The following is a 23,521-nucleotide window of genomic DNA, read 5'->3' as shown; positions in this document are numbered from 1 at the left end:
CGCGATGGCGGAAAACGAGACCAGGCTTTTCGACGCCATACCGCAAGCGCCCAATCTGAGGAGCGGGCTGGTCAACACGCTGATCGCGCAGATCGAATCCGGCGATCTGGCGCCGGGCCAGAGGTTGCCGACCGAGCAGGAGATCGTCGCTGCGACCGGCGTCAGCCGCACCGTGGTGCGCGAGGCGCTTGCCTCGCTGCGCGCCAGGGGGCTGATCACCACGCGCCAGGGTCTCGGCGCCTTCGTCGCCAAGGACCCGCCGCCGAGGACCTTTTCCATCCTGCCGGACGATCTCGAATCGATCGACGAGGTGCTGCGCGTTCTGGAATTGCGCATGGGCATCGAGGTGGAGGCGGCCGGCCTTGCCGCCGAACGGCGCAGCGACGAGGCGCTGCGGCAAATGAATGCCCGGCTCGACGCGCTCGATGCCGCGGTCCGCGCCGGCAGCGCCGGCCTGGAGGAGGATTTCGGTTTCCACCGCGCCATCCTTGCCGCAACGCAGAACGCCAATTTCACGCGGCTGTTCGATACGTTCGGCAGCGCCATGATCCCGCGCCAGTGGACACGCCTCGACCGGATGACCGATGCCGAGCGGGAAAAATACCTGGCCCGCATGCAGCACGAGCATCGTGCCATCCTTACCGCGATCGAGGCCAGGGACGTCAATGCCGCACGGCGTGCCATGCGCAGCCACCTCAGCAAGGCCTATGCCCGTTTCGAAACGCTGCGCGACAAGGCCGGACAGGACTGACTGGCTGCTCATGTCGCGGCTTCCGCCACGCCGCCAGGATTGAGTTCGCCCATCAGCGGCATGTCGCACAATTCCGCGAAGCTTTGCGGCCTTACACTGTTGTCATACAACCCTGTAATCTGGTAAATCGGCCAGGCGCGGATGTCAATCGTCGCCATTCGGTAACATGCCGCGGGCAAGATTCGGCCAGCCACACAAACCGAAACGAGGACCAGAGTATGCAGTCACGGAAATTCGGCCGCACCGGACGCGAAGTCAGCGAGATCGGCTTTGGCTCATGGGCGATCGGCGCCTCGTGGGGCGAGGTCAATGACAGCGACGCGGTGGCCGCGCTGCACACGGCGCTCGATGCCGGCGTCACCTTCATCGACACCGCCGATGTCTATGGCGACGGCCGCTCCGAGAAGCTCATCGCCAGGGTGATGAAGGAACGCGGCGGCGAGCGGCCGTTCATCGCCACCAAGGCCGGAAAGCGGCTGCCGCAGCAGACGGTCGAAGGCTTCACCCAGGAAAATCTGACAAGTTGGGTCGACCGCAGCCTCCGCTATCTCGAGGCGGACACGCTCGATCTGGTGCAGCTGCATTGCCCGCTGACCGACCTCTACTACCATCCGGAAGTGTTCGGGCGCCTCGACCGCCTCGTCGAGCAAGGCAAGATCCGCAATTACGGCGTCAGCGTCGAGCGCGTCGAAGAGGCGCTGAAGGCGATGCAATATCCGGGCGTCGCCAGCGTGCAGATCATCTTCAACGCCTTCCGCCAGCGGCCGGCGGAATTGTTCTTCGACCTGGCGAAGAAGAACGATGTGGCGATCATCGCCCGCGTGCCGCTGGCGAGCGGGCTGTTGTCGGGCAAGTTCAAAGCCGACACCAAATTCGAGGACAGCGACCACCGCAAGTTCAACCGCAACGGCGAAGCCTTCGATGTCGGCGAAACCTTCTCGGGCGTGCCCTATGAGGTCGGGCTGGCAACGGTGGAACGCATCCGGCCGCTGGTTTCCGACGATGCGACAATGGCCGAATTCGCGCTGCGCTGGATTTTGATGTTCGACGCGGTCACGGTGGTCATTCCCGGCGCGCGCAATCGTACCCAGGCCCACTCCAATGCCGAAGCCGCGGCATTGCCGCCGCTGTCCGGCGCGGTCATGGACAAGGTCCGGGCCATCTACGACCAGGACATCAAGCCCTATGTGCATCAGCGCTGGTGAGAGCCAGCGCGCGGATCTGCATTGGCGCGCCAAGCGAATCCCAACACCGTCCGGTGCATGACGCGCCGGACCTTTGCGGCTGGCCGCTAACAAGGGCCAGAATTTCGGAGCCATTGCGCGGCTAGTTTTTGCTTGTGAACGCGCCGGCGGATTGTAGCTTGCCCGATGAGCCAGTCCGGCAGGGGTAGTTCACGAGATGACCGCCAGCAAAATTCCCATGGCCCCACAATGCCTCTGAAGGCTGCCGCTCACATAGAGGCCATGTCCGCTTTCGCGCTGGCGAATTTCGGCGGTTACGACAGGCCAACCCTCGCCCAGAACGAGTGCGCCTTTCCGCCCAGCCCGAGCGCGATCGCCGCCGGCCAGGACGCGATTGCCCGCAGCCATCTCTATCCCGACCCGGACTGGACGGCGCTGCGCGAGGCGATCGCGCAAGCCTATGGTATCGAGCGCGAGCTGATCCTGTGCGGCGCCGGCTCGATGGACCTGATCAGTTGCACCATCGCGGCGTTCGCGGGACCGGGCGACGAGGTGCTCGGCACCGCCTACGCCTATAATTTCGCGGCCTCCGCCGCGGCACGCGCCGATGCGGCCTACATCAAGGCGGCGGAACAGGAATTTGCCGTTTCGGTCGACAGCATTCTCGCTGCCGTGACGCCGGCGACGCGGATCGTCTTCGTCTGCAATCCTGGCAATCCGACCGGCACCCGCATCCGCAACGCCGAACTGCTGCGCTTGCGCGCCGCCCTGCGAGGCGACGTGCTTCTGCTGATCGACCAGGCCTATGGCGAGTTCGACGACCAGGATGTGCGGCCGGTCTTTGCGCTTGTCGGGCGCGGCGATACCGTCGTGCTGCGCACGCTCTCCAAGGCCTATGGCCTGGCCGGCGCGCGCGTCGGCTGGGGGCTGTTTCCGCCTGCGGTCGCGGCCGAAGTGCGCAAGATGCAGAACTCGAACCAGGTCACCACGCCGAGCCTGGCAATGGCGGTCGCCGCCGTCGAGGACCAGGCCTATATGCGCGAGACGGTGGCCCGCACGGCCGGGATCCGCGACCGGTTCGCGGATGATCTGCGGGCCGCCGGATACGATGTTCCCGAAAGCCGGACGAATTTCGTGCTGATCCGCTTCTCCGACGCTGCTGCCGCACAGGCCGCCGAGAGCGCCTTGCGCGGCGCCGATCTCATCGTGCGCAACCTCGGCGGCTACGGCCTCACGGACTGCCTGCGCGCAACGGTCGGCCCGCAAGAGATGATGGATCGGGCGCTGCGCATCCTGATCGACAGGCGCGATGGATAGATTTGGCGACCGCGTTCGAGGGGAGAGTTGAGACATGCCGTATCTGCCCGTCCGTGACTTCGTCGGCTATGGCGACAAGCCGCCCTCGGCCGAGTGGCCCGGCGGCGCCAAACTGGCGCTCAACATCGTCGTCAACTACGAGGAAGGCGCCGAATACAGCATCGGCGAAGGCGACGGTGTCTCCGAGGCGATCCTGTCGGACCTTGCCGTGTCGCCGGCGGTGCCGGGCCTGCGCAACCGCAACATGGAATCGCTCTACGAGTACGGCTCGCGCGTCGGCGTCTGGCGGCTGCTGTCGCTGTTCCAGGCCAAGGACATTGTTCCGACCTTCTACGTGGTCGGGCGGGCGCTGGAGCTTTATCCGGACGCCGGCAAGGCGATCGCCGCACTCGGCAGCGACATCGTCTGCCATGGCTGGCGCTGGATCGACTACGCGCCGCTCAGCGAAGACGAGGAACGCGAGCATATCGCGATGACGGTGGACGCCGTGCAGCGGATCACCGGCATCCGTCCGCTTGGCTGGTACACCGGCCGGCCCAGCCTCAACACGCGCCGGCTGGTGGTGGAGCATGGCGGCTTCCTGTTCGATTGCGACGACTACAATGACGACCTGCCCTACTTCGTCGAGGTCGATTCCAAGCGACATCTGGTCGTCCCGCATAGCTTCGACAACAATGACAGCCGCTTCTCGCGCGGCTCGGGCCTGGAGACCGGCAGCCAGTTCTTCGAATATGTCGGCGATGCCGTGGACTGGCTGCTGGCGGAAGGCGAAAAGACACCGCGCATGATGACGGTGTCGCTGCATTGCCGGCTGGCGGCACGGCCGGGCCGCATGATCGGACTGGCCCGCTTCCTCGACAAGATCAAGGCCAATCCCGACATCTGGATCTGCCGCCGCTCGGACCTTGCCCAGCATTGGCTGGACCGGTTCGGCGGCTGAGGATCGTGCGGCGGTTTGAGACCGCCGAACGGGTCTCTATGCCCGTAGCCGCTTGCCTTCGGGGTCGAAGGGCGGCTGTTTCAAAAGCACGGCGTCGTGCGGCCGCCCGAGTATGGCGACCGACACTTTGTCGCCCGCCTTGGCCGAGCCGGCCTTGACATAGCCGAGCGCCAGCGACTGCTCGACGAAGTAGCCATAGGCGCCCGACGAGACCTGGCCGATCGGCGTGCCGTCCGGCAGGAAGATCGGCTCGCCGCCGGTCGCGTCGGCATCTTTGGCGTCGATCGACAGCATGATCAGCTCATCGCGCGCCGGCCTGTCGGCGATGGCGGCATAGGCGTCGCGGTTGAGGAATTCGCCCTTGTCCATTTTGACAAGCCGGTCGAACTTGACCTCCTGCGGCCAGTATTCGGGCGAATATTCGCGGCTCCAGCTGCCATAGCCCTTTTCGACGCGCAGCGACATCAGCGCGCGCGAGCCGACCGGCCCGGCACCGACTTCGCTGCCGGCCTTGAGCAGGGCACTGTAGAGCTCGACCTGGCTGGCGGCCGGACAATAGAGCTCCCAGCCGAGGTCGCCGGTGAACGAGACGCGCAACGCCACCACGTCGACGCCGGCGACGGTGATCTGGCGCGAGCGCATGAAGGGAAACGCCTCCGTCGACAGATCGGCATTGGTCAGCCGCTGCAGCAATTCGCGCGATTTCGGCCCGGCGACGTTGAAGCCGCAAAGGTCCTCGGTGCGTGAGCGGAACGTCGTGCCTTCGGGCAGCGGGACAGCCTTGAAGAACCTTTGATGGAAGCGTTCGGCCATGCCCGAACCGAACACCCTGAACTCGTCATCGGCGAGCTTCGTCACGGTGAAATCGCCGGCGATGCCGCCGCGCTTGCCGATCAGCGGCGTGAGGCAGGAGCGGCCGATTTCCGTCGGCATGCGGTTGGCGAACAGCGCGTTGAGCCAGGCCTCGGCGCCCGGACCCTTGACCTCGTATTTGGCAAAGTTCGACACGTCGATGATGCCGGCATGCTCGCGCAGCATGCGCGACTCGCGGCCGACCGGCCCCCACCAGTTCTGGCGGGTGAAGCCGATCGTCTCCTCGCGCGGCTCGCCTTCGGCGGCAAACCAGAGCGGATGCTCCCAGCCGAAATTGAGGCCGAAGACGGCGCCCATCTGCTTTTGCATGTCATAGGCCGGGCGGGTGCGGACCGGGCGCCCGGCGGCGCGTTCCTCGTTGGGGAAATGGATCTTGAAGCGGTGGCTGTACTGATCCTGCACGCGGGCCTTGGTGAAGGCCTTGCCGGCCCAGTGACCGAAGCGCGCCATGTCCCAGGCGAACATGTCGAGCGAAGGCTCGCCCTCGATCATCCACTCGGCCGCCAGCTTGCCCATGCCGCCCGACTGCGAGAAGCCCGGAATGATACCGTTGCAGCAGAAGTAGTTGTGCAATTCCGGCACCGGCCCGAACAGCACGGCGCTGTCGGGCGACCAGATCATCGGGCCGTTGATGACGCGCTTGACGCCTGCCGTGCCGGCCGCCGGAACACGGGCAATGGCGCGCACCATGTTGTCCTCGATGCGGTCGAGATCGTCGGGAAACAGTTCATGGCCGAAGTCGAGCGGCGTTCCTTCCTCGGCCCAGAACTTCATGTTGCGCTCATAGGCGCCGATGAGCAGGCCGAGCCCTTCCTGGCGCAGGTAATATTCGCCGTCGCGGTCGGCGACCGAGGGCAGCCGGCGGCCCATGGCGGCGATTTCGGGGATCGTCTCGGTGACGAAATACTGGTGCTCGGTGGGGATCAGCGGCAGTTGCAGGCCGGCCATGGCGGCGACCTCGCGGCCCCACAGGCCGGCGGCGTTGATCACCCACTGCGTGCGGATATCACCCTTCGGCGTGCGCACGATCCAGCTGCCGTCCGGCTGCGCTTCTGTGGCGGTGACCGGCGTGAAGCGATGGATCTCGGCCCCGCGCTGGCGCGCGCCCGCCGCATAGGCGGCGGTGACGCCGGACGGATCGACATTGCCGCCTTCCGGCTCGTACATGATGCAGCGTATGCCGTCGAAATCGACCAGCGGATGCAACCGCTCCGCCTCGTCGCGCGCGACTTCGTAGAAGTTCATCTTGTAGCGGCGCGCCTTGGCTTCCTGGAGCCGCAGCTGGTGCTCGCGCGCTTCGGTCTGGGCGAGATAGAGCGAGCCCGGCTGGAAGATGCCGCAGCCCTGGCCGGTCTCGGTCTCTAGCTCCTTGTACAAGGCCATGGTGTAGTGCTGCAGGCGGCTGATGTTGGTGGAATCATGCAGGCCGTGAATGTTGGCCGCCGCATGCCATGTCGAGCCTGACGTCAGCTCGTCGCGCTCCAAAAGCACGACGTCTGACCAGCCGAATTTGGCGAGATGATAGAGGATGGAGCAGCCGATCAGGCCGCCGCCAATGACGACGGCTTGTGCATGAGTACGCATATCCAGATTTCTTCCCTTTGTTCGGCGACTGTCTTTTAGCGCTGCGGCCAGCGCCTTGCGATTGTCCTGATTGGTTGGCGCCGTCGCCCGGCGAAAGTCCAGGGGCGATTGGAGGCCGTCCCTGGACCATTGCTGTCACCCTCGGCTACGCCTTGTCGAGCCAGACCTTGTCCAGCTGCAGCTCGAAGGTCTGATGCATCTTGAGGTTCTTCACATAGGCGGCGTGGTGACGGTAGAGCGAACGCCAGAACGACTGAACGAGGACGCCCGAATCCTGCAGGATGAACTCGACGTCCTTCATCAGCTCCTTGCGGTTGGCCGGATCGGCGACGGCCAGTGCCGCATTGAGCTTCTTGTCGAAGTCCGGATTGGCATAGGCGGACTCGTTCCAGGCTTCGCCGCTGCGATAGGCAAGCGCCAGCACCTGCACGCCGAGTGGACGCATGCCCCACTCGGTGGTCGACCACGGATATTTGGTCCAGTCGTTCCAGAAGGACGTGCCCGGAATGATCGTCCGCTTCACCTTGAAACCGGCCTCGCGCATCTGCGCGGCGACCACATCGGCCGGGTCCTTCACATAGTCGGCATCGTAGGAGATGAGCTCGAACTCGTGATCCATCTGACCGGCCTCGGTCATCAGCGCCTTGGCCTTGGCCAGATCGCGCGGCACTTTCGGCAGTTCGTAATATTCCGGATGAATCGGGCAGACATGGTGGTTTTCGGCGACCTGGCCGAGGCCGCTATAGCCGAGCTTCAGCACGGTCTCGTTGTCGACGGCCAGCTGGATGGCGTTGCGCACGCGTTTGTCGTCATAGGGTTTGTTGGTCACATTGGTGCGCAGCACGATCGTGCCGGCGGTGACGACGGATTCCTTGACCAGGCCCATGCTGTCGTAGAGGTCCACGGTGCCGCCGACCGTCTGGTAATTGCAGTCGATCTCGCCCGCCTCGAAGGCGCTGGCGATGGCTGGGTTCGAAGCGTCCGCTCCGTAGTCGGTCCAGTCGACACCGTCGAGATAGGTTTCGCCGCCGAACCAGGTGAAGTCCTTGCGCCGCCTGACCGAGGCCGACTCGCCGACTTTGTACGAGATGAGCTCATACGGGCCGGTGCCGGGCGTCTTCGTCATGTCCGCGCCATCCTTGTCGAAGTTGCGGTGGACGATGATCGCCGGATAGTCGGCGAAGCCCGGAATGATGGTGACGTCGGACTGGCCGCATTTCAGCTTCACCGTATGTTCGTCGACCTTGGTGATGGCTCCGGCAATGGCCTTCTTGGTGGCGGGGTCGATCAGCGTGGCCATGCGGCCGGCCATCGAGTTGCCCTCGGCCGCCTTATCGCACCAGCGCTCGATGTTGACGACGATGTCGTCGGCGTTGAGCTCGTCGCCGTTCGACCATTTCACGCCCTTGCGCACATGCAGCGTGTACTCGGTGGCGTCGTCGCTGACCTCCCAGCTCTCGAGCAGATGACCCTCGAAGGTGAAGTCGGTGGTGTAGCGGATCATGTAGTCATTGCACTGGCGCATCACATTGGCCATTTCCGACCAGTCCCACAGGCGCGGGTCCTTCATGTCCTTGATGATCATCTGCATCCTCAGAATGCCGCCCTTCTTGCCCGGCTCCGGGGCCGCGGCCCGGGCGGGTGCGATACCGGCCATCGAGTATGCAAGCGCCGTGGAGGCGCCCATCGCGCTCGCCATGGCAAGAAATTCGCGGCGATCCATCCTGCCGCTTCTGACTTCCTCTGCGTAGCTTTCGATGACGGCCGGGACGCGGTCACCGTTGCTCTTGAAAATCGTCATTGTGATTCTCCGGTTTGGGCTTTCCGCCCGTTACATTCCCCATTGCGAGGAGAATGTTAGAGGCGATGCAAAAATCCCGGAAGGGCTCAAGCCCGAGCAAACCGCAGAAAACCGGCTATTGAGGCCTAATAAAACAATGCCATTGACGTCTCAAATTTTTTCGTGCGCAGGCGATCCCCGGCAATCGATGCCTTCAGGCGCTGTCCTCCTGGGCGCGCGAAAGGATCCATTCCCGCACCGTGCGCGCGATGGTTCCCTTCGAAAGCTGGTTCTCGGTGAGGTAATAATTCCACGGGCTCGGCGGCCGGATCGGGAACGGCTCGACGAGCAACCCGCGCCGCAGATAGGCGTGGGCAAGCGAGCGCTGGGTGGCGACGAGCCCTGCCCCCATGGCGGCCAGTTCGAGCGCGATGTTGGATGCGTTCGTGGTCAGGCCCTTGTCGTAATCCTCCATGTCGACGCCAAGCGCCGACGTGACGACCTGCCAGTATTCCTGGCGGCCATGCACGAAGATCCAGTCCACCTTGAGGATGTCCGGCGGTACCTTCAGCGCGTGCTCGCCATCCAGCAGCGCCGGCGCACAGAGCAGAACCAGATCGTCGTTCCAGAGCGGGATGCCGGCCGGCGGGCGGTCGTCGAAACGCCGCGTCGAAATGGTTATGTCGGCGATCTGTTCGCTGAGATCCTCCCAGATCGTGCCATGCAGCACGATCTCGATTTCGGGATGCTTCTTGCGGAAGGCGGCCATGCAGCCGGCCAGCCAGTTCTCCGCCAGGCTCATCGGGCAGGAAACGACCACCGTGCGGTTGCGCGACGAGGTGACGATCGCTTCCGTCGCCTGGTCGATCTGATCCAGCGCCTGGCGCAGCGTCGGCAGGAACGCCTCGCCCATCTCGGTCAGCTTGAGGCTGCGCGGGTAGCGTATGAACAGCTGCCGGCCGATATAGTGCTCGAGCGAGCGGACATGCGTGCTGACAGCGGCCTGCGTGTAGCCAAGCTCCTTGGCGGCCAAAGTGAAGCTCAGATGACGGGCCGAACTCTCGAAGGAGCGGATGTAGTTCAAGGGGGGCGGCGGCTTCATCTCAAACTCCAGCGATGTGCATGGGAAGTATCCCACGAGGATAGGTATCCCACGGACGGTCCGCCGTTCAATCGCGCGCAAGCGACGAGACGTAGATATTTTTGGCCAAAGCCGCCAAACTAATTGCGTGAAAGCACGATGGACCCAAATTAATGATGTCGTGACGACAGAGGGAGTGGAGCAAGTGGCAGTGTCGCCCCATCGGCGCGAAGGGCCTGACGCGAGCGCCGAAATTGCCGTTCGCCTGGCCGACTTCGTGTTGCGGCGCCCGGCTTCGGTTTTCCCCGCGCCAGTGTTGGAACAGGCGCGCTATTTGCTGCTGGACACGATCGGCATTGCGATCGCGGCCGGCCCGATGGAAGCGGGCAGGATCGCCCGCGATGCCGCTACCCTGCTCTACGGCTCCAGCGACTCGCAGCATTCGGCGCGCATGCTTTTCGACGGCCGCCGGGTCAGCATTGCGGGTGCTGCCTATGCGACGGCGACGCAGATCGACAATCTCGACGGTCATGACGGATACAGCCCGACCAAGGGTCATATCGGCGTGGTGGTGGTGCCGGCGCTGGCAGCACTTGCCGAGTCCCGTCCCGACCTTAGCGGACCGGAGGTACTGGCGGCCTTGATCGTCGGCTATGAAGTCGCCGGCCGGGCCGGCATCGCGCTGCATGCGACCGTGTCGGACTACCACACCTCAGGCGCCTGGAATGCGCTCGGCGTGGCCGCCGTGGCGGCACGCCTGCGGCGGCTCAGCGACGACCAACTGCGCGAGGCGCTTGGCATTGCCGAATATCACGGCCCGCGCAGCCAGATGATGCGCGAGATCGCCACCCCGACGATGCTGCATGACGGCTCCGGCGTCGGCGCGCTGACCGGACTGTCGGCCGCGGTGCTGGCCGAGCGCGGCTTCACCGGCGCGCCGGCGATTACGGTCGAGGCGCCCGAAGTTGCATCCCATTGGCAGGATCTCGGCGCCTTCTGGCAGGTGCTGCACCAGTATGTGAAGCCGTATCCGATCTGCCGCTGGGCGCATGCGGCCATCGACGCGACGCGTGGGCTCTGCCTGGCGCATCATCTATCGCCGACCGACATCCAGCACATTCAGGTCAACAGCTTCCACTATGCGGCAACGCTGTTCGACGGCATGCCGGACACGACGTCGAAGGCGCAATACAGCCTGCGCTTCGCCGTCGCGACCTTCATCATGCATGGCCGCATCGGGCTGGAGCACATTTCCGGCAATGGGCTCGAGGACTCTGCCATCGCGGACATGCTCAGCCGCATCACGGTCTCGGAATCGGAGCGCCACAGCGCCCGCTTCCCGGCAGGCCGTTGGGCCGATGTCGTCATCACCACGACCGACGGGCGGGTCCTGATGTCGGGCGACGTCCATGCACGCGGCGGACCGGAGGCGCCGCTGACAGATGCTGAAATCGAGGCCAAATATATGGAGTTCGCGGCACCTGTGCTCGGACAGGGCCGCGCCGGCGCGATCCGCGACGTGGTGCTGTCGCTCACCGACCCGGACAGCCTCTTCTCCGACCTCTCGGTGTTGCTCTACGATCCTCCGGTGATCACCAAGATGCATCAGCGGCCGGCGTGGTAGTGCCCGGACGGCAGCGGCGGTGGTCACACACCGAACACCATCACGCACAGAGGACATCCATGACCCGCCCGCAAGGAACCATCGCACCGATCCTGACGCCGTTCGAAAATGACGGCCGCATCGCCCGCGACCTCTGGGTGTCCCACGCCAAATGGGTGCTGGACCAGGGCGCGCATTTCCTGTCGCCGTTCGGCACCACGGGCGAGGCGCTGTCGATCTCGTTGCGCGAACGCATGCAGGCGCTGGAATGGCTGGTCGAGGCCGACATTTCGCCGGGACGGCTGATGCCCGGCACCGGCGCCACGGCGCTGCCCGAAACCGTCGAACTGTCGGCGCATGCGGTCGGCCTCGGCTGCGCCGGTGTGATGGTGCTGCCGTCCTTCTTCTACACCGCCGCCGGCGACAGCGGCCAGGCCCGCTACTATAGCGAACTGATCGAGAAGGTGGCGAACCCGGCGATGAAGATGATCCTCTACCACATCCCGCAGAATTCCGGCGTGCCGGTGAGCCCGACCCTGACCGCCCGGCTAAGCGAAGCGTTTCCCGACACCGTCGTCGCCTACAAGGACAGCGCCGGCGACTGGAACAACACGGCGGCGGTGATCGCCGCGGCACCCGAGGTCGCGGTGTTCCCGAGTTCGGAAGCGCAGCTGACCAAGGGCCTTGCCAGCGGTGCGGCAGGCTGCATCTCGGCGACGGTAAACCTCAATGCGGCTGCCATCCGGGCAGTCTACGATGCGGCGAGCACCGGCAAGGATGTTGCCGAGGCGGATGCGGCGATCAAGGCGTTTCGCAAGGTGATCCAGGATGCCGGCCTCATCCCGGCGATGAAGGCGGTGCTTGCCGTGCGGTCCGGCGACAGGCGCTGGCTGAACCTGCGCGCGCCGCACGAGAATGCGACGCTCGAAAGCGGCGAGAAACTGCTCGCCGCGCTGGGTCCTGCGGCCGATCACATTGGCCGGAGCTGAGACCGGCAGCATGTCCCCTCGCCCGTCCGTCATCCTGCACACCGACCGACCGGAAGCAGCACTTGCCGTGCTCAAGGAGACGCATCCGGAACTCGCGGTGCAGGCCTGCGACAGCTACGCCGCCCTGCCCGAGATGATCGAGCGCGTGGCGGCGGAAGTGGTCTATTCCATCCGCTTCGACGGCACGCCGCGTTATCCGCGCCAGGCCCTTACCGAAAGCCCGACCGTGAAATGGGTATCGATTGGCGGCTCGGGCACGGATCACCTCGGGCCCTGGGATCCGAAACGGCTGACCGTCACCAATTCCGCCGGCGTCGCCGCCGGCATGCTGGCGGAATACGCGCTCGGCGCCATGCTGTCCTTCTCGCTCGACCTGCGCGGCTTCGAACGCCGCCAGCAGGCGCGCCTCTGGGGCGGCGGTGGCCGCGTCGAGCCGATCGAAGGCAAGACGGTTCTCATCATCGGATTGGGCAAGACGGGCACGGCCGTCGCCAACCGGTCGCAGGCGATGGGCCTGCGCACGCTGGGTATTCGCGCGCGGCCCAAAGCCATGCCATGCCTCGACGAGGTGCATGGGCCGGACGCCCTGCTGGCGCTCACCGGACGTGCCGATTTCATCGTCTGCTGCGTGCCGCTTCTGCCCAGCACGCGCGGCCTGCTCGGCGAGGCGGCCTTCGCCGCGATGAAGCCTTCCGCCGTGCTCATCGACATCTCGCGCGGCGGCGTGGTCGAGGAGGCCGCGCTGCTCGAAGCCCTCGACGGCAGACGGATCAAGGGCGCGGCGCTGGATGTGTTTGCGACCGAGCCGCTGCCGGCGGACCATCCGCTGTGGGGCTACGACAACGTCGCCATCACCCCGCATTGCGCGGCGGTCTATGACGGCTGGGACGTCAAATCGGTGCGCATGTTCGCCGACAATCTGGCGCGCTACCGCAGCGGTGAACCGCTGGAGAATGTGGTGAACCCGGAGCGCGGCTACTGAGCCGAGAGGGGAAGAGATCGATGACGCAGGACAGGCGCGGCGGGGGCCGCAGGTCGAGGCTGGAACGCGGTGGTGGCGGCATCGCGCAGCTGCCCTGGCAGCATGTCGAAAACCCCTACCCGCCGATGCAGCTGCTCGACGAAGAGCGGATGGAGCGGCTGCACGACACGTCGATGCGCATCCTGTCGGAACTCGGCATCCGCGTCATGAGCGAGCGGGTGATGGACCTGTTCGCCGCGGCAGGCGCCATCGTCGACCGCGAGAACAAGACCATCAGGATCGACGAAAGCCTGGTGACTGAGGCGCTGCGGGCGGTCCCATCCTCCTTCACGCTGACCAGCCGCAATCCTGAGAAGCAGGTCCATCTCGGCGGCAATTCGCTGATTTTCGGGCTGGTCGCCGGTCCGCCCAACGTCCATGACCGCATCAATGGCCGCCGCCAGGGCAATCTCCCCGACTACCAGAACTTCATCCGGCTGGCGCACCACTTCAATGCCATCCACATTATCGGCAACCAGGTGGTGGCGCCGATGGAACTGCCGGCCAATTCGCGTCATCTCGACACCTACCATGCCAATTTGACGCTCAGCGACCTCTCCTTCCACTGCACGGCGATCGGTCGCGCCAGGGCGATGGACGGCATCAACATGATGGCGATCGCGCGCGGCATCAGCGTCGAGGAGATGCGCGCTTCGCCGGGCGTGACGACGATCATATCGATCAATTCGCCGCGCCTGTTCGACGACGCCATGGCCGAGGGCCTGATCGCGATGGCCGAGCACGGCCAGCCGGTGACGGTGACCCCCTTCACCCTAATGGGCGCGATGACGCCGGTGACCTTAGCGGCAGCACTTTGCCAGCAGAATGCCGAAGCGCTGTTCGGCGTGGTGCTGACGCAGCTCGTCAATCCGGGAACGCCGGTGATGTACGGCGCGTTCACCTCCAATGTCGACATGAAGTCGGGCGCGCCGGCCTTCGGCACGCCGGAGAACGCCAAGGCCAACATCATCGCCGGACAGCTGGCGCGGCGCTACAATTTGCCCTACCGCACCTCCAACGCCAATGCCTCGAACGTGGTCGACCTGCAGGCCGCCTACGAGACGGAAATGGCGACATGGGGCGCGGTGCTCGGCGGCGCGAACCTGATCTACCATGCGGCCGGCTGGCTGGAAGGCGGCTTGACGGCTTCCTATGAGAAGCTCGTGCTCGACGTCGAGATCCTGCAGAACATGATGGAGTTCCTGCGACCGCTGCCGTTCCAGGAGGACGATCTCGGTTTCGAAGCCATCAAGTCGGTGCCGGCCGGCGGCCATTTCTTCGGCGCCGAGCACACCATGTCGCGCTACACGACCGCCTTCTACCAGCCGATGCTGTCCAACTGGCAGAACCATGGCGCCTGGCAGGAAGCGGGCGGCAAGGACGCGCTCGAACGGGCCACCGAACTCTGGCAGCAGGCGCTGCATGATTATGAGGAACCGGCCATGGACGCCGCGATCCGCGAGGAGCTCGACGCCTATGTCGCGCGCCGCCGCGAGGAGATCGCAGTCAATCCCGAAGGCTGACGGCCGGACTGCCGCAAGAGGAAAAATGCCCTGATGCCATACGACCTCGTCATCCGCCACGCGACGTTGATTTCAGGCGACGGTTCAGGGCGTTTTGTGGCCGACATTGCCATTTCCGGCGACAGGATCGCCGCCATCGGCGGGCTAAGCGACGCGCGCGGCGTGCAAGAGATCGACGGCACGGGCAAGATCGTGGCGCCGGGCTTCATCGATGTGCACACCCATGATGACTGCGCGCTGCTGGCACCGCAGGGCATGGACCCGAAGATCAGCCAGGGCGTGACGACGGTGATCGCCGGCAATTGCGGGATCAGCCTTGCCCCACTGCTGCTGGACAGTGCGCCGCCGCCGCCGTTCACCCTGGTCGGAGGCCAGGAGAATTTCCGCTTCGACCGTTTTGCCGACTACGTCGCCGAGCTCCGCCAACGCGGCATCGCCACCAATGCCGCCCTGCTGGTCGGCCACACCACCTTGCGCCAGCGCGTCATGCCGGTCACCGACCGCGCCGCGGACGAAGCGGAGACCGCGCTGATGCAGGACGCCGTGGCGCAGGCGATGGCCGAGGGCGCCTTCGGACTCAGCACCGGGCTCGACTATCCGCCGGCCGTCAAGTCCTCGACCGAAGAGGTCAAGGCGCTGGCGGCAACGGCGGCAAGCCTCGGCGGACCTTATGTCACCCATACGCGCAACTATTTCGAGGCGATGGACGAGGCGATCGAGGAAGCCATCGACATCGCCGACCATGCCGGCGGCAAGCTGGTCATCTCGCACCACCAATGCACGGGTCGCGCCAATTTCGGCAAGAGTGGTCCGTCGTTAAAACGCATCGACCGGGCGCGGCAGACGATGGACATCGGCATGGATGTCTATCCCTATGCCGCAAGCTCGACCGTGCTCAGGCTGGAGCGCTGTGACACCGGGCTGAAGGTCCTCATCACCTGGTCGACGCCACACCCCGAGATGGCCAGGCGCGAGATTGCCGACATCGCGCGGGAATGGAATTGCACCGAACGCGAGGCAGGCCAGCGGCTGCTGCCGGCGGGCGCCGTCTATTTCCAGCTCGACGAGACCGACGTGCGCACCATCCTCGCGCATCCGCGCACCATGGTCGGTTCCGACGGCCTGCCGCACGACATCCACCCGCATCCGCGCCTGTGGGGCACGTTTCCGCGCGTGCTTGGCCACTATGCCCGCGATGTCGGCCTGTTCACCCTGGAAGAGGCCGTGCACCGCATGACCGGCCTGCCGGCGCGCGAATTCGGCATCCAGGAGCGGGGCATGCTGACGGTCGGCAATTTCGCCGATCTGACGATCTTCGACCCGCAGACGATCATCGACACCGCGACCTTCGAAGAGCCGCGCCAGCCAGCCGCCGGCATCGAGCATGTCTTCGTCAACGGCGTGTCCGTGTGGCGTGACGGCAAGGCGACCGGGGCGCTGCCGGGCGCAGTGCTCAAGCCCTCCGCATCACCGACATTCGTCAAAGGTGGATGCAGCTGTGGAGCCCATCATAGCGCTTCGTAAAGCCGGTCGACGGTTTCAAGCGTGTAGGTGAATTCCACCGGCCGCGTGCAACGCCAGCCGTCGAAGGTCTGGCCGGCCAGTGCCTTCAGCGCCTCTGGCATGCGCAGTACGCCGCCGCCGTAGAGGCGATTGGCCATGTCTAGCATGCCGGTGCGGTGCATGGCCTCGGTCATGCTGCCGCAGGCCTCCTTGACCAGCCAGACGCGAAAACCCTGATAGACCGCATCGAACACGCTTTCGCTAACGCAGCTGTCGGTCAGCACGCCGGCGACGATCAGGTTCTCGACCTTGAGTTCGGCGAGGCGTTGCGTGAGATCGGTCCTGCGGAAAACGCTCGGCCAGTGCTTGTGGATGACGATGTCGCCGGGCAGCGCCGCCACCTCGGCGCAGATGTCCGCGCCATTGCTGCCGGCCACGGCCGAACGAAACTCCTCGGTCAGGATTTCCTCCTGCCTGGCATAGCCATCGCGCTCCTCCGGCTTCACCCAGGCCTGGGCGTGGATGACCGGCACGCCGGCCGCACGGGCCGCGGCGATCAGGCGGACGGCATTGGCGAGCACCGCGTCATAACCGACGACCGGCCAGGCTGCGCCGGGGCGGTATTCGTTCTGCAGGTCGATGACGAGCAAGGCGGTCGCGGCAAGGTTCATGGCTGATCCAAATTGTCGAAGTCGGTGACGAAACGGAAAAGCAGACGGATCGCCTGGTCGAGATCGGCGATGTCCATCGCTTCATGCGGGTTGTGACTGCCGTTCTCGTTGCGCACGAACAGCATGGCGGTCGGGACGCCGGCGCCGGCAAAGGTAGCCGCATCGTGCCCGGCGCCACTTGGCACATGCGGCGCGGGCATCTGTATGTCCTGTGCGGCGCGGTCGAGCCCGGCGATGAGTGCCGGCGACATGGTTGCGGGCTCCCAGGTGAAGCGCGGCCCGGCCTCGAAGGTGACGCCGCGCCTGGCGCCGACTTCGGCGAAGAGCGCGTGAAGGCGCGCTTCGATCCGTTCCAGCACGGAGGCGTCGGCGCTGCGCACATCGAGCGTGAAGCGAAGCTCGCCCAGCACGCGGCTGCCGCCGTGCTGGCTCGGATCGGATTCCACGCGGCCGAAGGTGATGGTGGCCTCATGGCCGTCGCGCTCGAGCGCGTCCCATTCCGCTTCGAGCCCGGCGACCATATCGGCGAAGCCCAGCACGCTGTCATGCCGGGCAAAGCGCGGCTCGGCGCCGGAGTGGCCATAGGCGCCGAGACACTTCGCATCGACATAGCGAAAGCCGCCGGCGATCCCGGTGACGATGCCGACCGGCACGTCGACGGCCACCAGACGCGGCCCCTGCTCGATGTGGACTTCGACGAAGGCGGCTATGCGGCTGGCGTCGATGCCGGCAACGCCACGCCTGACAGCGTCAGGATCGAAGCCTTCCTCCTGCATATGCTCGGCAAGAGTCCTGCCACTGTCCGATCTCCGCGCTTCCAGCGCCTGCGGCTGCAGCAGACCCAGCGCCGCCTCGCTGCCGGGATAGGACAGCGGAAACCACGCCGCTTCCTCGGCCCGTGTCACCAGCAGGATCAGATCGCGCGGCGGCTGCATCTTCTGGCCGACAAGCTCGGCCATCACCGCCAGCCCCGCGACAACGCCGGCGGCGCCGTCGAAATTGCCGCCATGCGGCACGCTGTCGAGATGCGAGCCGATGACGATCGCCGGCAGATCGGGATTGCGGCCTTTCAGCGTCAGATAGAGATTGCCGGCGACATCGACGCGCGCCACGGCGCCGAGCTTTTCTGCCTCTTCGCGGACCATTGCGTGGGCAAGCCGCTCACCCGGACCGTAGGCAACGCGGGTTATGCCCGGTGCGTCGGTGGTGGCTGCGGCCAGCCTGTCCAGCACCTGCCCGGCCAGTCTGCCGCCCGCCGTCAGACTGGCACTGGTCATCACGCGGAAGCTCTCTGGTGGCCTGCGCTCCGCAGCCGATGCGGCGTCAGATCCGCCAGCGCGACGCCTTGCCTGGCGACATCGTCCGGTAGGCCGTCGCCCGCCATCAGGCTGGCGCAGACGCGCGACAAAGCGGGCGAGGTCTTGATGCCGTAGCCGCCCTGCCCGACCAGCCAGATGAAATCCGGGACCTCGTCATCGGGTCCGACGACCGGCGATCCGTCGGCGACGAAGGTCCTGAGGCCGGCCCAGGAACGCGACACCCGCTGCACCTCGATCGTCGTCGCCTGGCCGAGACGCTCGGCGCCGATCGCGACATCGATATCCTCGGCATAGGTATCCATCGGCACAGAGGCCGTCGCATCGGCCGGCGAGACCAGCAACTGGCCGGCATCCGGCTTGAAGTAGAATTCAGCACCGACATCGTTGACTAAAGGCCAGTCGGTGATGCTGACGCCGTCGGGCGCCGGGATGTTGAAGGCGGTGCGGCGCTTCGGCTGCAAGCCGATCGGGCGCACGCCGGCCATGACAGCGATCTCATCGCCCCAGGCGCCGGCGGCATTGACGATAAGCGGCGCGACGAACGTTCCCGCTAGCGTTTCGACCCGCCACTGGCCGCCTTGCCGGCTGATGCCGGTGACGCCGGCATTGGTGACGATCTTCGCGCCGCACGCACGGGCACCGCGCAAAAAACCCTGGTGCAGGCCGTTGACGTCGATATCCATCGAATGCGGTTCGATGTAGGCGCCGGCGAGATAGTCGGCGCGCAGCACCGGCACGCGTGCAATCGCCTCGGCCGGCGTCATCGCGACGATCGAGGGAACCAGCGCCTGCGCCGTCTCCAGCTCCTGGTGCAGCAGGTCGAGTTGATCGCTGCGCGCCACGGTGATCATGCCGCGCTTGCTGAGCAGCGGATAATCCGAGAAGCCGGCCGGCGGTTCGGTCAGGAACGCCCGGCTAGCCAGCACGATCCGGCGGATGATTCCGTTGCCGTAGTTTTCGGTAAAACTCGCCGCCGAGCGGCCGGTGGTGTGATAGCCGCAATGGCTTTCCCGCTCGAGCAGGATCACCTTGGCCGAACGGCTGATCTCGAAGGCAGCGCCGGCACCGGCAATGCCGCCGCCGATGATGATGACCTCGGTCTGCTCGGCCGCGCTCATAAAAGACCTTCCTTCAACATGGCTGCACCGGCATCGTCACGCGATACGGCAGGCGGCTCGCCCAGGCGTCCGCGCCGGGCGCGGTCGCGAGCACCGCGGCCCTCGGCGAGATTGTCGGCGAGCGCATTCTGCCGGGCGCAATCCTCCAAGGCCAAATCAATCACCACGGGCACAGGCTTGCCTGCGATCTCGATGCCCTTCAGCCGCGCCCACACGGCGCGGCGCTTGCGCACCTGATGCGATTGCAGTTCGCCGAGTTCGGCAAAGCTGGTCTCGCGCTTGACCGTCAGTGCGCCGTCCGCAACCGCCGCATCGAACAGCTCGAGGCCACGCCTGGTGCGCACGATGATGCCGTTGAGCGGTTCGTCCTCGACCGCCGGGCCGCCATTCAGCCAAGCATCCGAGACGGCGATATCCGCCACCTGGCCGATCGCGTCGGGGCAGATCTTGCAGCGCGGCTGGATCATCCATTTGTCCTCGTCCTCCCACAGCTGCCGGTAGCTGAGCTCGAAGACGCGGCCATCCTTCGCTTCGATCCGGTTAAGGCCGGGATTGCCGTGCCCCCGATAGCGGAACAGCGCAAGCTCGTCCTCGCGCAATCCAAAGCGCTGCAGCACCTGTTCCGATTTAGACAGGTCGGAGGCGCCGCCGCAGACGAAGGCCAGCGCATAGCGCATCAGCTCGTCAACACGCGGATCGAGCCGCGCGAGATTGCGCACAGCGGTGACGTCGCAGGGCTTCGCGATCAGCGCGAAGGGTTCGCCGTGGTCGAGGATTTCGCTGAAATCCACCAGCGGCGCCGCAGGCCCATAGCGCGAGCCCGCGCCTTCGAGCACCGAGGCGGCGTCGAAGCTTAGCCGGCGTTCGCTGCGCATCGGAGCCGACCGCGATGCCGCCACATGCAAGATGAATTTTACGCGGCCGGAACTCAGCAGGAACTGGCCGATTGCGGTCAGCACGCCGCCGCCAGAGCCGCGGAACTGCACCGCCGGATCGCCGGCGTGACCGAGAACCAGCCGTTCGGCAGGCCCCCAGACGGCGTCCATCAACTTGGCATTATTTGCCTGCGCCGGTGGCGGACCGGCGATCCGTGTCCCCGGGCAAACGGCGTTGATCCGCATCAAGGTCGGCATGTCGAGCGCCCGCCGGGCGACAGGTCGCTCGCGTCCTTCCGGCGTCATGACCATCTCGATAGCGCCGGTGTCAGCAAGCGACTGGCAAAGCCCACAGCCGATGCAAAGCCCGTTCTCGACGATCTCGCTCAAAGACAGGGGATCGGCGGGAGGAGGCTTCATGCCTTGTGTTCGACTGGCTTGATCGAGGCCCACCGGCGTCAGACCTGTTCCGCGATCAAGCGATACTGATCCGGCCGACGATAAAGCGCGAAGTCGAAATTCACCTTCCGGCAGGTGGTGATGAGGTCGAGATCGGCGCGATGGACGATGACTTCGTCGTCGAGCGACAGCGCCTGTGCGGCGATCTCGCCTGTCGGCGCGATGATGCAGGAGCCGCCGATCAGCGCCTGGCCGTCTTCGAGGCCGGCCTTGGCGGCGGCCGCGACCCAGAGCGTGTTCTGATAGGCGCCGGCCTGCATCGGCAGATGGTTGTGGAACATGCGCAGATGCGCCAGCGCCGGCGCCTCGTCGAGCAGCAGCGGCGTGTTGTAGCCGAGCAGCACCACCTCCGCGCCGTTGAGGCAGAGCATCCGGTAGGTTTCCGGCCAGCGGCGGTCGTTGCAGATCGCCATGCCGGCGCGGACGCCGCGATAGTCGAAGACGGGGAAGCCGAGATTGCCCGGCTCGAAATAGCGCCGCTCCAGATGCGTCGTCGTGCCCGCTTCCGGTTCGCTCGACCCCGGCACATGCATCTTGCGGTAGCGGCCGATGAAGGCGCCATCCGGTCCGACCAGATCCATGGTGTTGAAGCGTCGCGTGACACCGTCTTCGCGCACGAGTTCGCAGTAACCGAGTGCGAAGCCGATCTTGAGCCGGGCGGCCGCATCGTAGAGACGCTGCGTTTCAGGCCCCGGCATGGAACGCTCAAAGAAGGACTCGATCTCGGCGGTATCATCGATGCTCCAGCGCGGAAAGAAGGTGGTCAGCGCCATTTCGGGGAAGACCGCGATCTCCGCCCCGGCGACTGCGGCCTTCTCCAGCAGATGGACGAGGCGGCCGACCGTCTCGGCGCGTGAGGCGCTGCGCTGGATGGGGCCGGTCTGGCAGACCGCTATCGTCAGGCATCTAGCCATGGCGTCGTCTCCTCGACAGGTTTTCCAGATTGAGCCGGGTCGGCGGCTGTCCTCGCTACGAAGCGGCCGAAGCCGGGCTGCGCCTGAAGCATCCCGTCGGCGATCACCGGCATGCCGCGCACCAACACGTTAGTCGGTTTGCCGGTCACGCTTTTGCCCTCGTAAGGCGTGAAGTCGACGCGCGAATGCAGGGCCTTGTGGCCGAGCGTCCAGCGCGCCGTTGGATCCCACAGCGCCAGATCCGCGTCGAGCCCGACCTCGATCCTGCCCTTGGCGTGCGCGAGGCCGTAGATCGACGCGGCATTGCGCGAGGTGAGGTCGAGATAGCGGGCGAGCGTGAGGCGACCGGTCAAAAGCCCTTCCGAGAACAGCAACGGCAGGCGGGTCTCGATGCCGGGAATGCCGCTCAGCGTGGTGGTGAAGCCGGGCGTCTCGGCCCTGCCGATCTTGTCGGCGAAAAAATAGGGCGAGTGGTCGGATGACCAGAGGTCGATGCCGCCATCGATCAAGTCCCGCCACAGATGCTCCTGGCTGCGCGGCGAGCGCGGCGGCGGAGAGAAGACGAACCGCGCGGCATCCTTGCCCGGACGGTCGAGATCGGCGGCGTCGACGAACAGATATTGCGGGCAGGTCTCGGCGACCACATCGACACCGCGCGTCCGCGCCCGCGCCACCTCCTCGGCCGACTGCCAGGAGGAGACATGGACGATGGTCATGCGCGCGCCGGTCATTTCCGCAAAGGCCAAAGCACGATGAGTCGCCTCGCGTTCCATGGTCTCGCTGTGGGCGACGACGTGATAGCGGATGTCGGTGCGGCCGAGATCGATCAGGCGCCGGCGCGTGCGCCGGATGGCGGCGTCGTTCTCGGCATGGACCATGACGATCCAGCCGAGGCCGTGCGCGGCGTCGAGGACCCTGAAGAAGAGGTCGTCGTCGACGGCAAAACCCTGATAGGTCATGAACAGCTTGACCGAGGCGATGCCGCGACCGGCGAGCTGCGCAAGCTGTGCCTCGACATCGGCGCCGGTGCCCATGGTCACCACGGCGTGCAGTCCGTAGTCGATCACAGCCTGACCCGCTGCGCGATCGAGAGCCCGGTCCATGGCGCCAATCGTGGTCATGTCCGGACCCGGCATGCCGAACGGGACAATGCAGGTCGTGCCGCCGAACGCCGCCGAGATGGTGCCGGACTCGAAGTCGTCGGCATTGCCCGCGCCGCCCCAGACCGGCTGGTCGAGATGGCAATGGGCGTCGATGCCGCCGGGCATGACCCAGCGCCCGCCGGCGTCGAGCAATGACTTGCCGGACAGGCCACTGCCGATAGCGGCGATGCGGCCGTCGTCGATGCCGATGTCGCATTCGGCCCAATCGTCGTCGAGGGCAACGCGTCCGCCTTTGATCACCAGCTCATGCATTGGTTTTGCCGCCCCCTTCGCGGACGGGCCCCTCAGCCGACGGCCGCCGTGACCATGATCTCGACGCGATACTGGTCGCCGGCAAGGCGCGCCTCGACCGTTGCGCGAACGGGCATGGCGCTCCTGTCGATCCAGGCATCCCACGCCGCATTCATCATCTCGAAATCGGCGATGTCGCGCAGCCAGATCTGGGCGCTGAGAAGCTTCGACTTGTCGCTGCCGGCCTTGGCCAGAAGGGTGTCTATCTTGGCGAGGATTTGCTCGGTCTGCGCGGTGGTGTCGCCGGAGAGGTCGTCCGCCGTCAGGCCGGCGACATAGACGGTGCCGTTGTGGCGCAGCACCCGGCAGAAGCGTTGGCCGTTCTCAAGACGTTCGATCGTCATTCGGTTTCCTCCCTTGGCGGCTTTTCGATCATGGCAGATTGACTATGGTACGGAGCGGACAAAACGACTGTAAAGCCTGGGAAGCGGCATGATGCGGCTTTCGGCGACAAGGATGGCCAAAAAAATTATGGTCATAGCCGTGTCAATCTTCGTTTGTGGCGCGCTTGGCGGGGTATAGCTTCTGCAACCAGCCGCGGATCAGCGGCACCGCCAAGGGG

The 23,521-nt window shown here is 65.6% G+C and carries 20 protein-coding genes; 9 read left to right on the top strand and 11 right to left on the bottom strand.

Annotated elements, in window-relative coordinates:
- Positions 1-4: 4 nt before the first annotated feature.
- Positions 5-751, top strand: a complete 747-nt coding sequence (locus ACFX5Q_RS23220) for a FadR/GntR family transcriptional regulator (RefSeq protein ID WP_404281828.1) — start codon at positions 5-7, stop codon at positions 749-751.
- Between the two features lie 8 nt (positions 752-759).
- On the opposite strand, the gene ACFX5Q_RS23215 is transcribed toward ACFX5Q_RS23220, so the two are convergent.
- A complete protein-coding gene (locus ACFX5Q_RS23215; protein ID WP_404281758.1) occupies positions 760-909 on the bottom strand; it encodes a hypothetical protein in 150 nt (49 codons plus the stop codon).
- 60 nt (positions 910-969) lie between these two features.
- Between ACFX5Q_RS23215 and ACFX5Q_RS23210 the strand changes: the two genes are divergently transcribed.
- The 3 genes from ACFX5Q_RS23210 to ACFX5Q_RS23200 all read left to right on the top strand — a co-directional run bounded on the left by ACFX5Q_RS23210 (position 970) and on the right by ACFX5Q_RS23200 (position 4,192).
- Positions 970-1,956: an aldo/keto reductase gene (locus ACFX5Q_RS23210; protein ID WP_404281756.1), complete on the top strand. Its 987-nt coding sequence runs from the start codon at positions 970-972 to the stop codon at positions 1,954-1,956.
- 261 nt (positions 1,957-2,217) lie between these two features.
- The gene (locus ACFX5Q_RS23205; RefSeq protein WP_404281754.1) at positions 2,218-3,252 is read left to right on the top strand and encodes a pyridoxal phosphate-dependent aminotransferase; all 1,035 of its coding nucleotides are present in this window, start codon (positions 2,218-2,220) and stop codon (positions 3,250-3,252) included.
- A 34-nt stretch (positions 3,253-3,286) separates the two neighbouring features.
- Positions 3,287-4,192, top strand: coding sequence for an allantoinase PuuE (locus ACFX5Q_RS23200; protein WP_404281752.1), 906 nt, complete (start codon positions 3,287-3,289; stop codon positions 4,190-4,192).
- 36 nt (positions 4,193-4,228) lie between these two features.
- Here the strand turns inward: ACFX5Q_RS23200 and ACFX5Q_RS23195 are convergent, their stop codons facing one another.
- The 3 genes from ACFX5Q_RS23195 to ACFX5Q_RS23185 form a co-directional block, all read right to left on the bottom strand.
- Positions 4,229-6,649, bottom strand: a complete 2,421-nt coding sequence (locus ACFX5Q_RS23195) for an FAD-dependent oxidoreductase (protein ID WP_404281750.1) — start codon at positions 6,647-6,649, stop codon at positions 4,229-4,231.
- A 145-nt stretch (positions 6,650-6,794) separates the two neighbouring features.
- The gene (locus tag ACFX5Q_RS23190) at positions 6,795-8,450 is read right to left on the bottom strand and encodes an ABC transporter substrate-binding protein (protein ID WP_404281748.1); all 1,656 of its coding nucleotides are present in this window, start codon (positions 8,448-8,450) and stop codon (positions 6,795-6,797) included.
- Between the two features lie 193 nt (positions 8,451-8,643).
- Complete coding sequence (locus ACFX5Q_RS23185) at positions 8,644-9,531, bottom strand: LysR substrate-binding domain-containing protein (protein ID WP_404281746.1); 888 nt, start codon at positions 9,529-9,531, stop codon at positions 8,644-8,646.
- A gap of 184 nt (positions 9,532-9,715) precedes the next feature.
- On the opposite strand from ACFX5Q_RS23185, the gene ACFX5Q_RS23180 reads away from it, so the two are divergent.
- From ACFX5Q_RS23180 to ACFX5Q_RS23160, 5 genes are read left to right on the top strand one after another with little or no spacing between them, the layout of a single operon-like run.
- Positions 9,716-11,134 (top strand): MmgE/PrpD family protein, encoded by a 1,419-nt coding sequence (locus ACFX5Q_RS23180; protein WP_404281744.1) that lies wholly within the window; start codon positions 9,716-9,718, stop codon positions 11,132-11,134.
- Between the two features lie 59 nt (positions 11,135-11,193).
- Positions 11,194-12,102 carry a dihydrodipicolinate synthase family protein gene (locus ACFX5Q_RS23175; RefSeq protein ID WP_404281743.1) on the top strand — a complete coding sequence of 303 codons (909 nt, stop codon included), beginning with the start codon at positions 11,194-11,196 and terminating at the stop codon, positions 12,100-12,102.
- Positions 12,103-12,112: 10 nt separating this feature from the next.
- Positions 12,113-13,084 (top strand): D-2-hydroxyacid dehydrogenase, encoded by a 972-nt coding sequence (locus ACFX5Q_RS23170; RefSeq protein ID WP_404281741.1) that lies wholly within the window; start codon positions 12,113-12,115, stop codon positions 13,082-13,084.
- A 20-nt stretch (positions 13,085-13,104) separates the two neighbouring features.
- Positions 13,105-14,646 carry a trimethylamine methyltransferase family protein gene (locus ACFX5Q_RS23165; RefSeq protein WP_404281739.1) on the top strand — a complete coding sequence of 514 codons (1,542 nt, stop codon included), beginning with the start codon at positions 13,105-13,107 and terminating at the stop codon, positions 14,644-14,646.
- 33 nt (positions 14,647-14,679) lie between these two features.
- The gene (locus ACFX5Q_RS23160) at positions 14,680-16,170 is read left to right on the top strand and encodes an amidohydrolase family protein (protein ID WP_404281737.1); all 1,491 of its coding nucleotides are present in this window, start codon (positions 14,680-14,682) and stop codon (positions 16,168-16,170) included.
- On the opposite strand, the gene ACFX5Q_RS23155 is transcribed toward ACFX5Q_RS23160, so the two are convergent.
- From ACFX5Q_RS23155 to ACFX5Q_RS23125, 7 genes are read right to left on the bottom strand one after another with little or no spacing between them, the layout of a single operon-like run.
- The gene (locus ACFX5Q_RS23155; protein ID WP_404281735.1) at positions 16,155-16,820 is read right to left on the bottom strand and encodes a cysteine hydrolase family protein; all 666 of its coding nucleotides are present in this window, start codon (positions 16,818-16,820) and stop codon (positions 16,155-16,157) included. The two genes, ACFX5Q_RS23160 and ACFX5Q_RS23155, sit on opposite strands and share 16 nt — an antisense overlap.
- Positions 16,817-18,097 (bottom strand): Zn-dependent hydrolase, encoded by a 1,281-nt coding sequence (locus tag ACFX5Q_RS23150; protein ID WP_404281733.1) that lies wholly within the window; start codon positions 18,095-18,097, stop codon positions 16,817-16,819. Before ACFX5Q_RS23150 ends, ACFX5Q_RS23155 begins: the two co-directional genes overlap by 4 nt.
- Entirely contained in the window at positions 18,097-19,257 is a 1,161-nt protein-coding gene (locus ACFX5Q_RS23145) for an NAD(P)/FAD-dependent oxidoreductase (protein ID WP_404281731.1), read from the bottom strand. The genes ACFX5Q_RS23150 and ACFX5Q_RS23145 overlap by 1 nt, the downstream gene beginning before the upstream one ends.
- On the bottom strand, positions 19,254-20,552 hold the full coding sequence (locus ACFX5Q_RS23140; RefSeq protein WP_404281729.1) for a Coenzyme F420 hydrogenase/dehydrogenase, beta subunit C-terminal domain: 1,299 nt from the start codon (positions 20,550-20,552) through the stop codon (positions 19,254-19,256). The genes ACFX5Q_RS23145 and ACFX5Q_RS23140 overlap by 4 nt, the downstream gene beginning before the upstream one ends.
- A 38-nt stretch (positions 20,553-20,590) precedes the next feature.
- Positions 20,591-21,505, bottom strand: a complete 915-nt coding sequence (locus ACFX5Q_RS23135; RefSeq protein WP_404281728.1) for a nitrilase-related carbon-nitrogen hydrolase — start codon at positions 21,503-21,505, stop codon at positions 20,591-20,593.
- Entirely contained in the window at positions 21,490-22,920 is a 1,431-nt protein-coding gene (gene hydA / locus ACFX5Q_RS23130) for a dihydropyrimidinase (protein ID WP_404281726.1), read from the bottom strand. Before hydA ends, ACFX5Q_RS23135 begins: the two co-directional genes overlap by 16 nt.
- 32 nt (positions 22,921-22,952) lie before the next feature.
- Positions 22,953-23,303 carry a RidA family protein gene (locus ACFX5Q_RS23125; protein ID WP_404281724.1) on the bottom strand — a complete coding sequence of 117 codons (351 nt, stop codon included), beginning with the start codon at positions 23,301-23,303 and terminating at the stop codon, positions 22,953-22,955.
- Between the last annotated feature and the right edge of the window lie 218 nt (positions 23,304-23,521).

Origin of the sequence: Mesorhizobium sp. IMUNJ 23033, assembly GCF_044778005.1 — a bacterium.
GTDB classification, from domain to species: Bacteria; Pseudomonadota; Alphaproteobacteria; order Rhizobiales; family Rhizobiaceae; genus Mesorhizobium; species Mesorhizobium amorphae_A.
This window is presented reverse-complemented; position numbering and strand designations above follow the sequence as displayed.

Bases quoted from the DNA above. Each gene is read 5' to 3' on its own strand.
- ACFX5Q_RS23220 (WP_404281828.1), top strand. From the start codon at position 5: ATGGCGGAAAACGAGACCAGGCTTTTCGACGCCATACCGCAAGCGCCC.
- ACFX5Q_RS23215 (WP_404281758.1), bottom strand. From the start codon at position 909: ATGGCGACGATTGACATCCGCGCCTGGCCGATTTACCAGATTACAGGG.
- ACFX5Q_RS23210 (WP_404281756.1), top strand. From the start codon at position 970: ATGCAGTCACGGAAATTCGGCCGCACCGGACGCGAAGTCAGCGAGATC.
- ACFX5Q_RS23205 (WP_404281754.1), top strand. From the start codon at position 2,218: ATGTCCGCTTTCGCGCTGGCGAATTTCGGCGGTTACGACAGGCCAACC.
- ACFX5Q_RS23200 (WP_404281752.1), top strand. From the start codon at position 3,287: ATGCCGTATCTGCCCGTCCGTGACTTCGTCGGCTATGGCGACAAGCCG.
- ACFX5Q_RS23195 (WP_404281750.1), bottom strand. From the start codon at position 6,649: ATGCGTACTCATGCACAAGCCGTCGTCATTGGCGGCGGCCTGATCGGC.
- ACFX5Q_RS23190 (WP_404281748.1), bottom strand. From the start codon at position 8,450: ATGACGATTTTCAAGAGCAACGGTGACCGCGTCCCGGCCGTCATCGAA.
- ACFX5Q_RS23185 (WP_404281746.1), bottom strand. From the start codon at position 9,531: ATGAAGCCGCCGCCCCCCTTGAACTACATCCGCTCCTTCGAGAGTTCG.
- ACFX5Q_RS23175 (WP_404281743.1), top strand. From the start codon at position 11,194: ATGACCCGCCCGCAAGGAACCATCGCACCGATCCTGACGCCGTTCGAA.
- ACFX5Q_RS23170 (WP_404281741.1), top strand. From the start codon at position 12,113: ATGTCCCCTCGCCCGTCCGTCATCCTGCACACCGACCGACCGGAAGCA.
- ACFX5Q_RS23165 (WP_404281739.1), top strand. From the start codon at position 13,105: ATGACGCAGGACAGGCGCGGCGGGGGCCGCAGGTCGAGGCTGGAACGC.
- ACFX5Q_RS23160 (WP_404281737.1), top strand. From the start codon at position 14,680: ATGCCATACGACCTCGTCATCCGCCACGCGACGTTGATTTCAGGCGAC.
- ACFX5Q_RS23155 (WP_404281735.1), bottom strand. From the start codon at position 16,820: ATGAACCTTGCCGCGACCGCCTTGCTCGTCATCGACCTGCAGAACGAA.
- ACFX5Q_RS23150 (WP_404281733.1), bottom strand. From the start codon at position 18,097: ATGACCAGTGCCAGTCTGACGGCGGGCGGCAGACTGGCCGGGCAGGTG.
- ACFX5Q_RS23145 (WP_404281731.1), bottom strand. From the start codon at position 19,257: ATGAGCGCGGCCGAGCAGACCGAGGTCATCATCATCGGCGGCGGCATT.
- ACFX5Q_RS23140 (WP_404281729.1), bottom strand. From the start codon at position 20,552: ATGAAGCCTCCTCCCGCCGATCCCCTGTCTTTGAGCGAGATCGTCGAG.
- ACFX5Q_RS23135 (WP_404281728.1), bottom strand. From the start codon at position 21,505: ATGGCTAGATGCCTGACGATAGCGGTCTGCCAGACCGGCCCCATCCAG.
- hydA (WP_404281726.1), bottom strand. From the start codon at position 22,920: ATGCATGAGCTGGTGATCAAAGGCGGACGCGTTGCCCTCGACGACGAT.
- ACFX5Q_RS23125 (WP_404281724.1), bottom strand. From the start codon at position 23,303: ATGACGATCGAACGTCTTGAGAACGGCCAACGCTTCTGCCGGGTGCTG.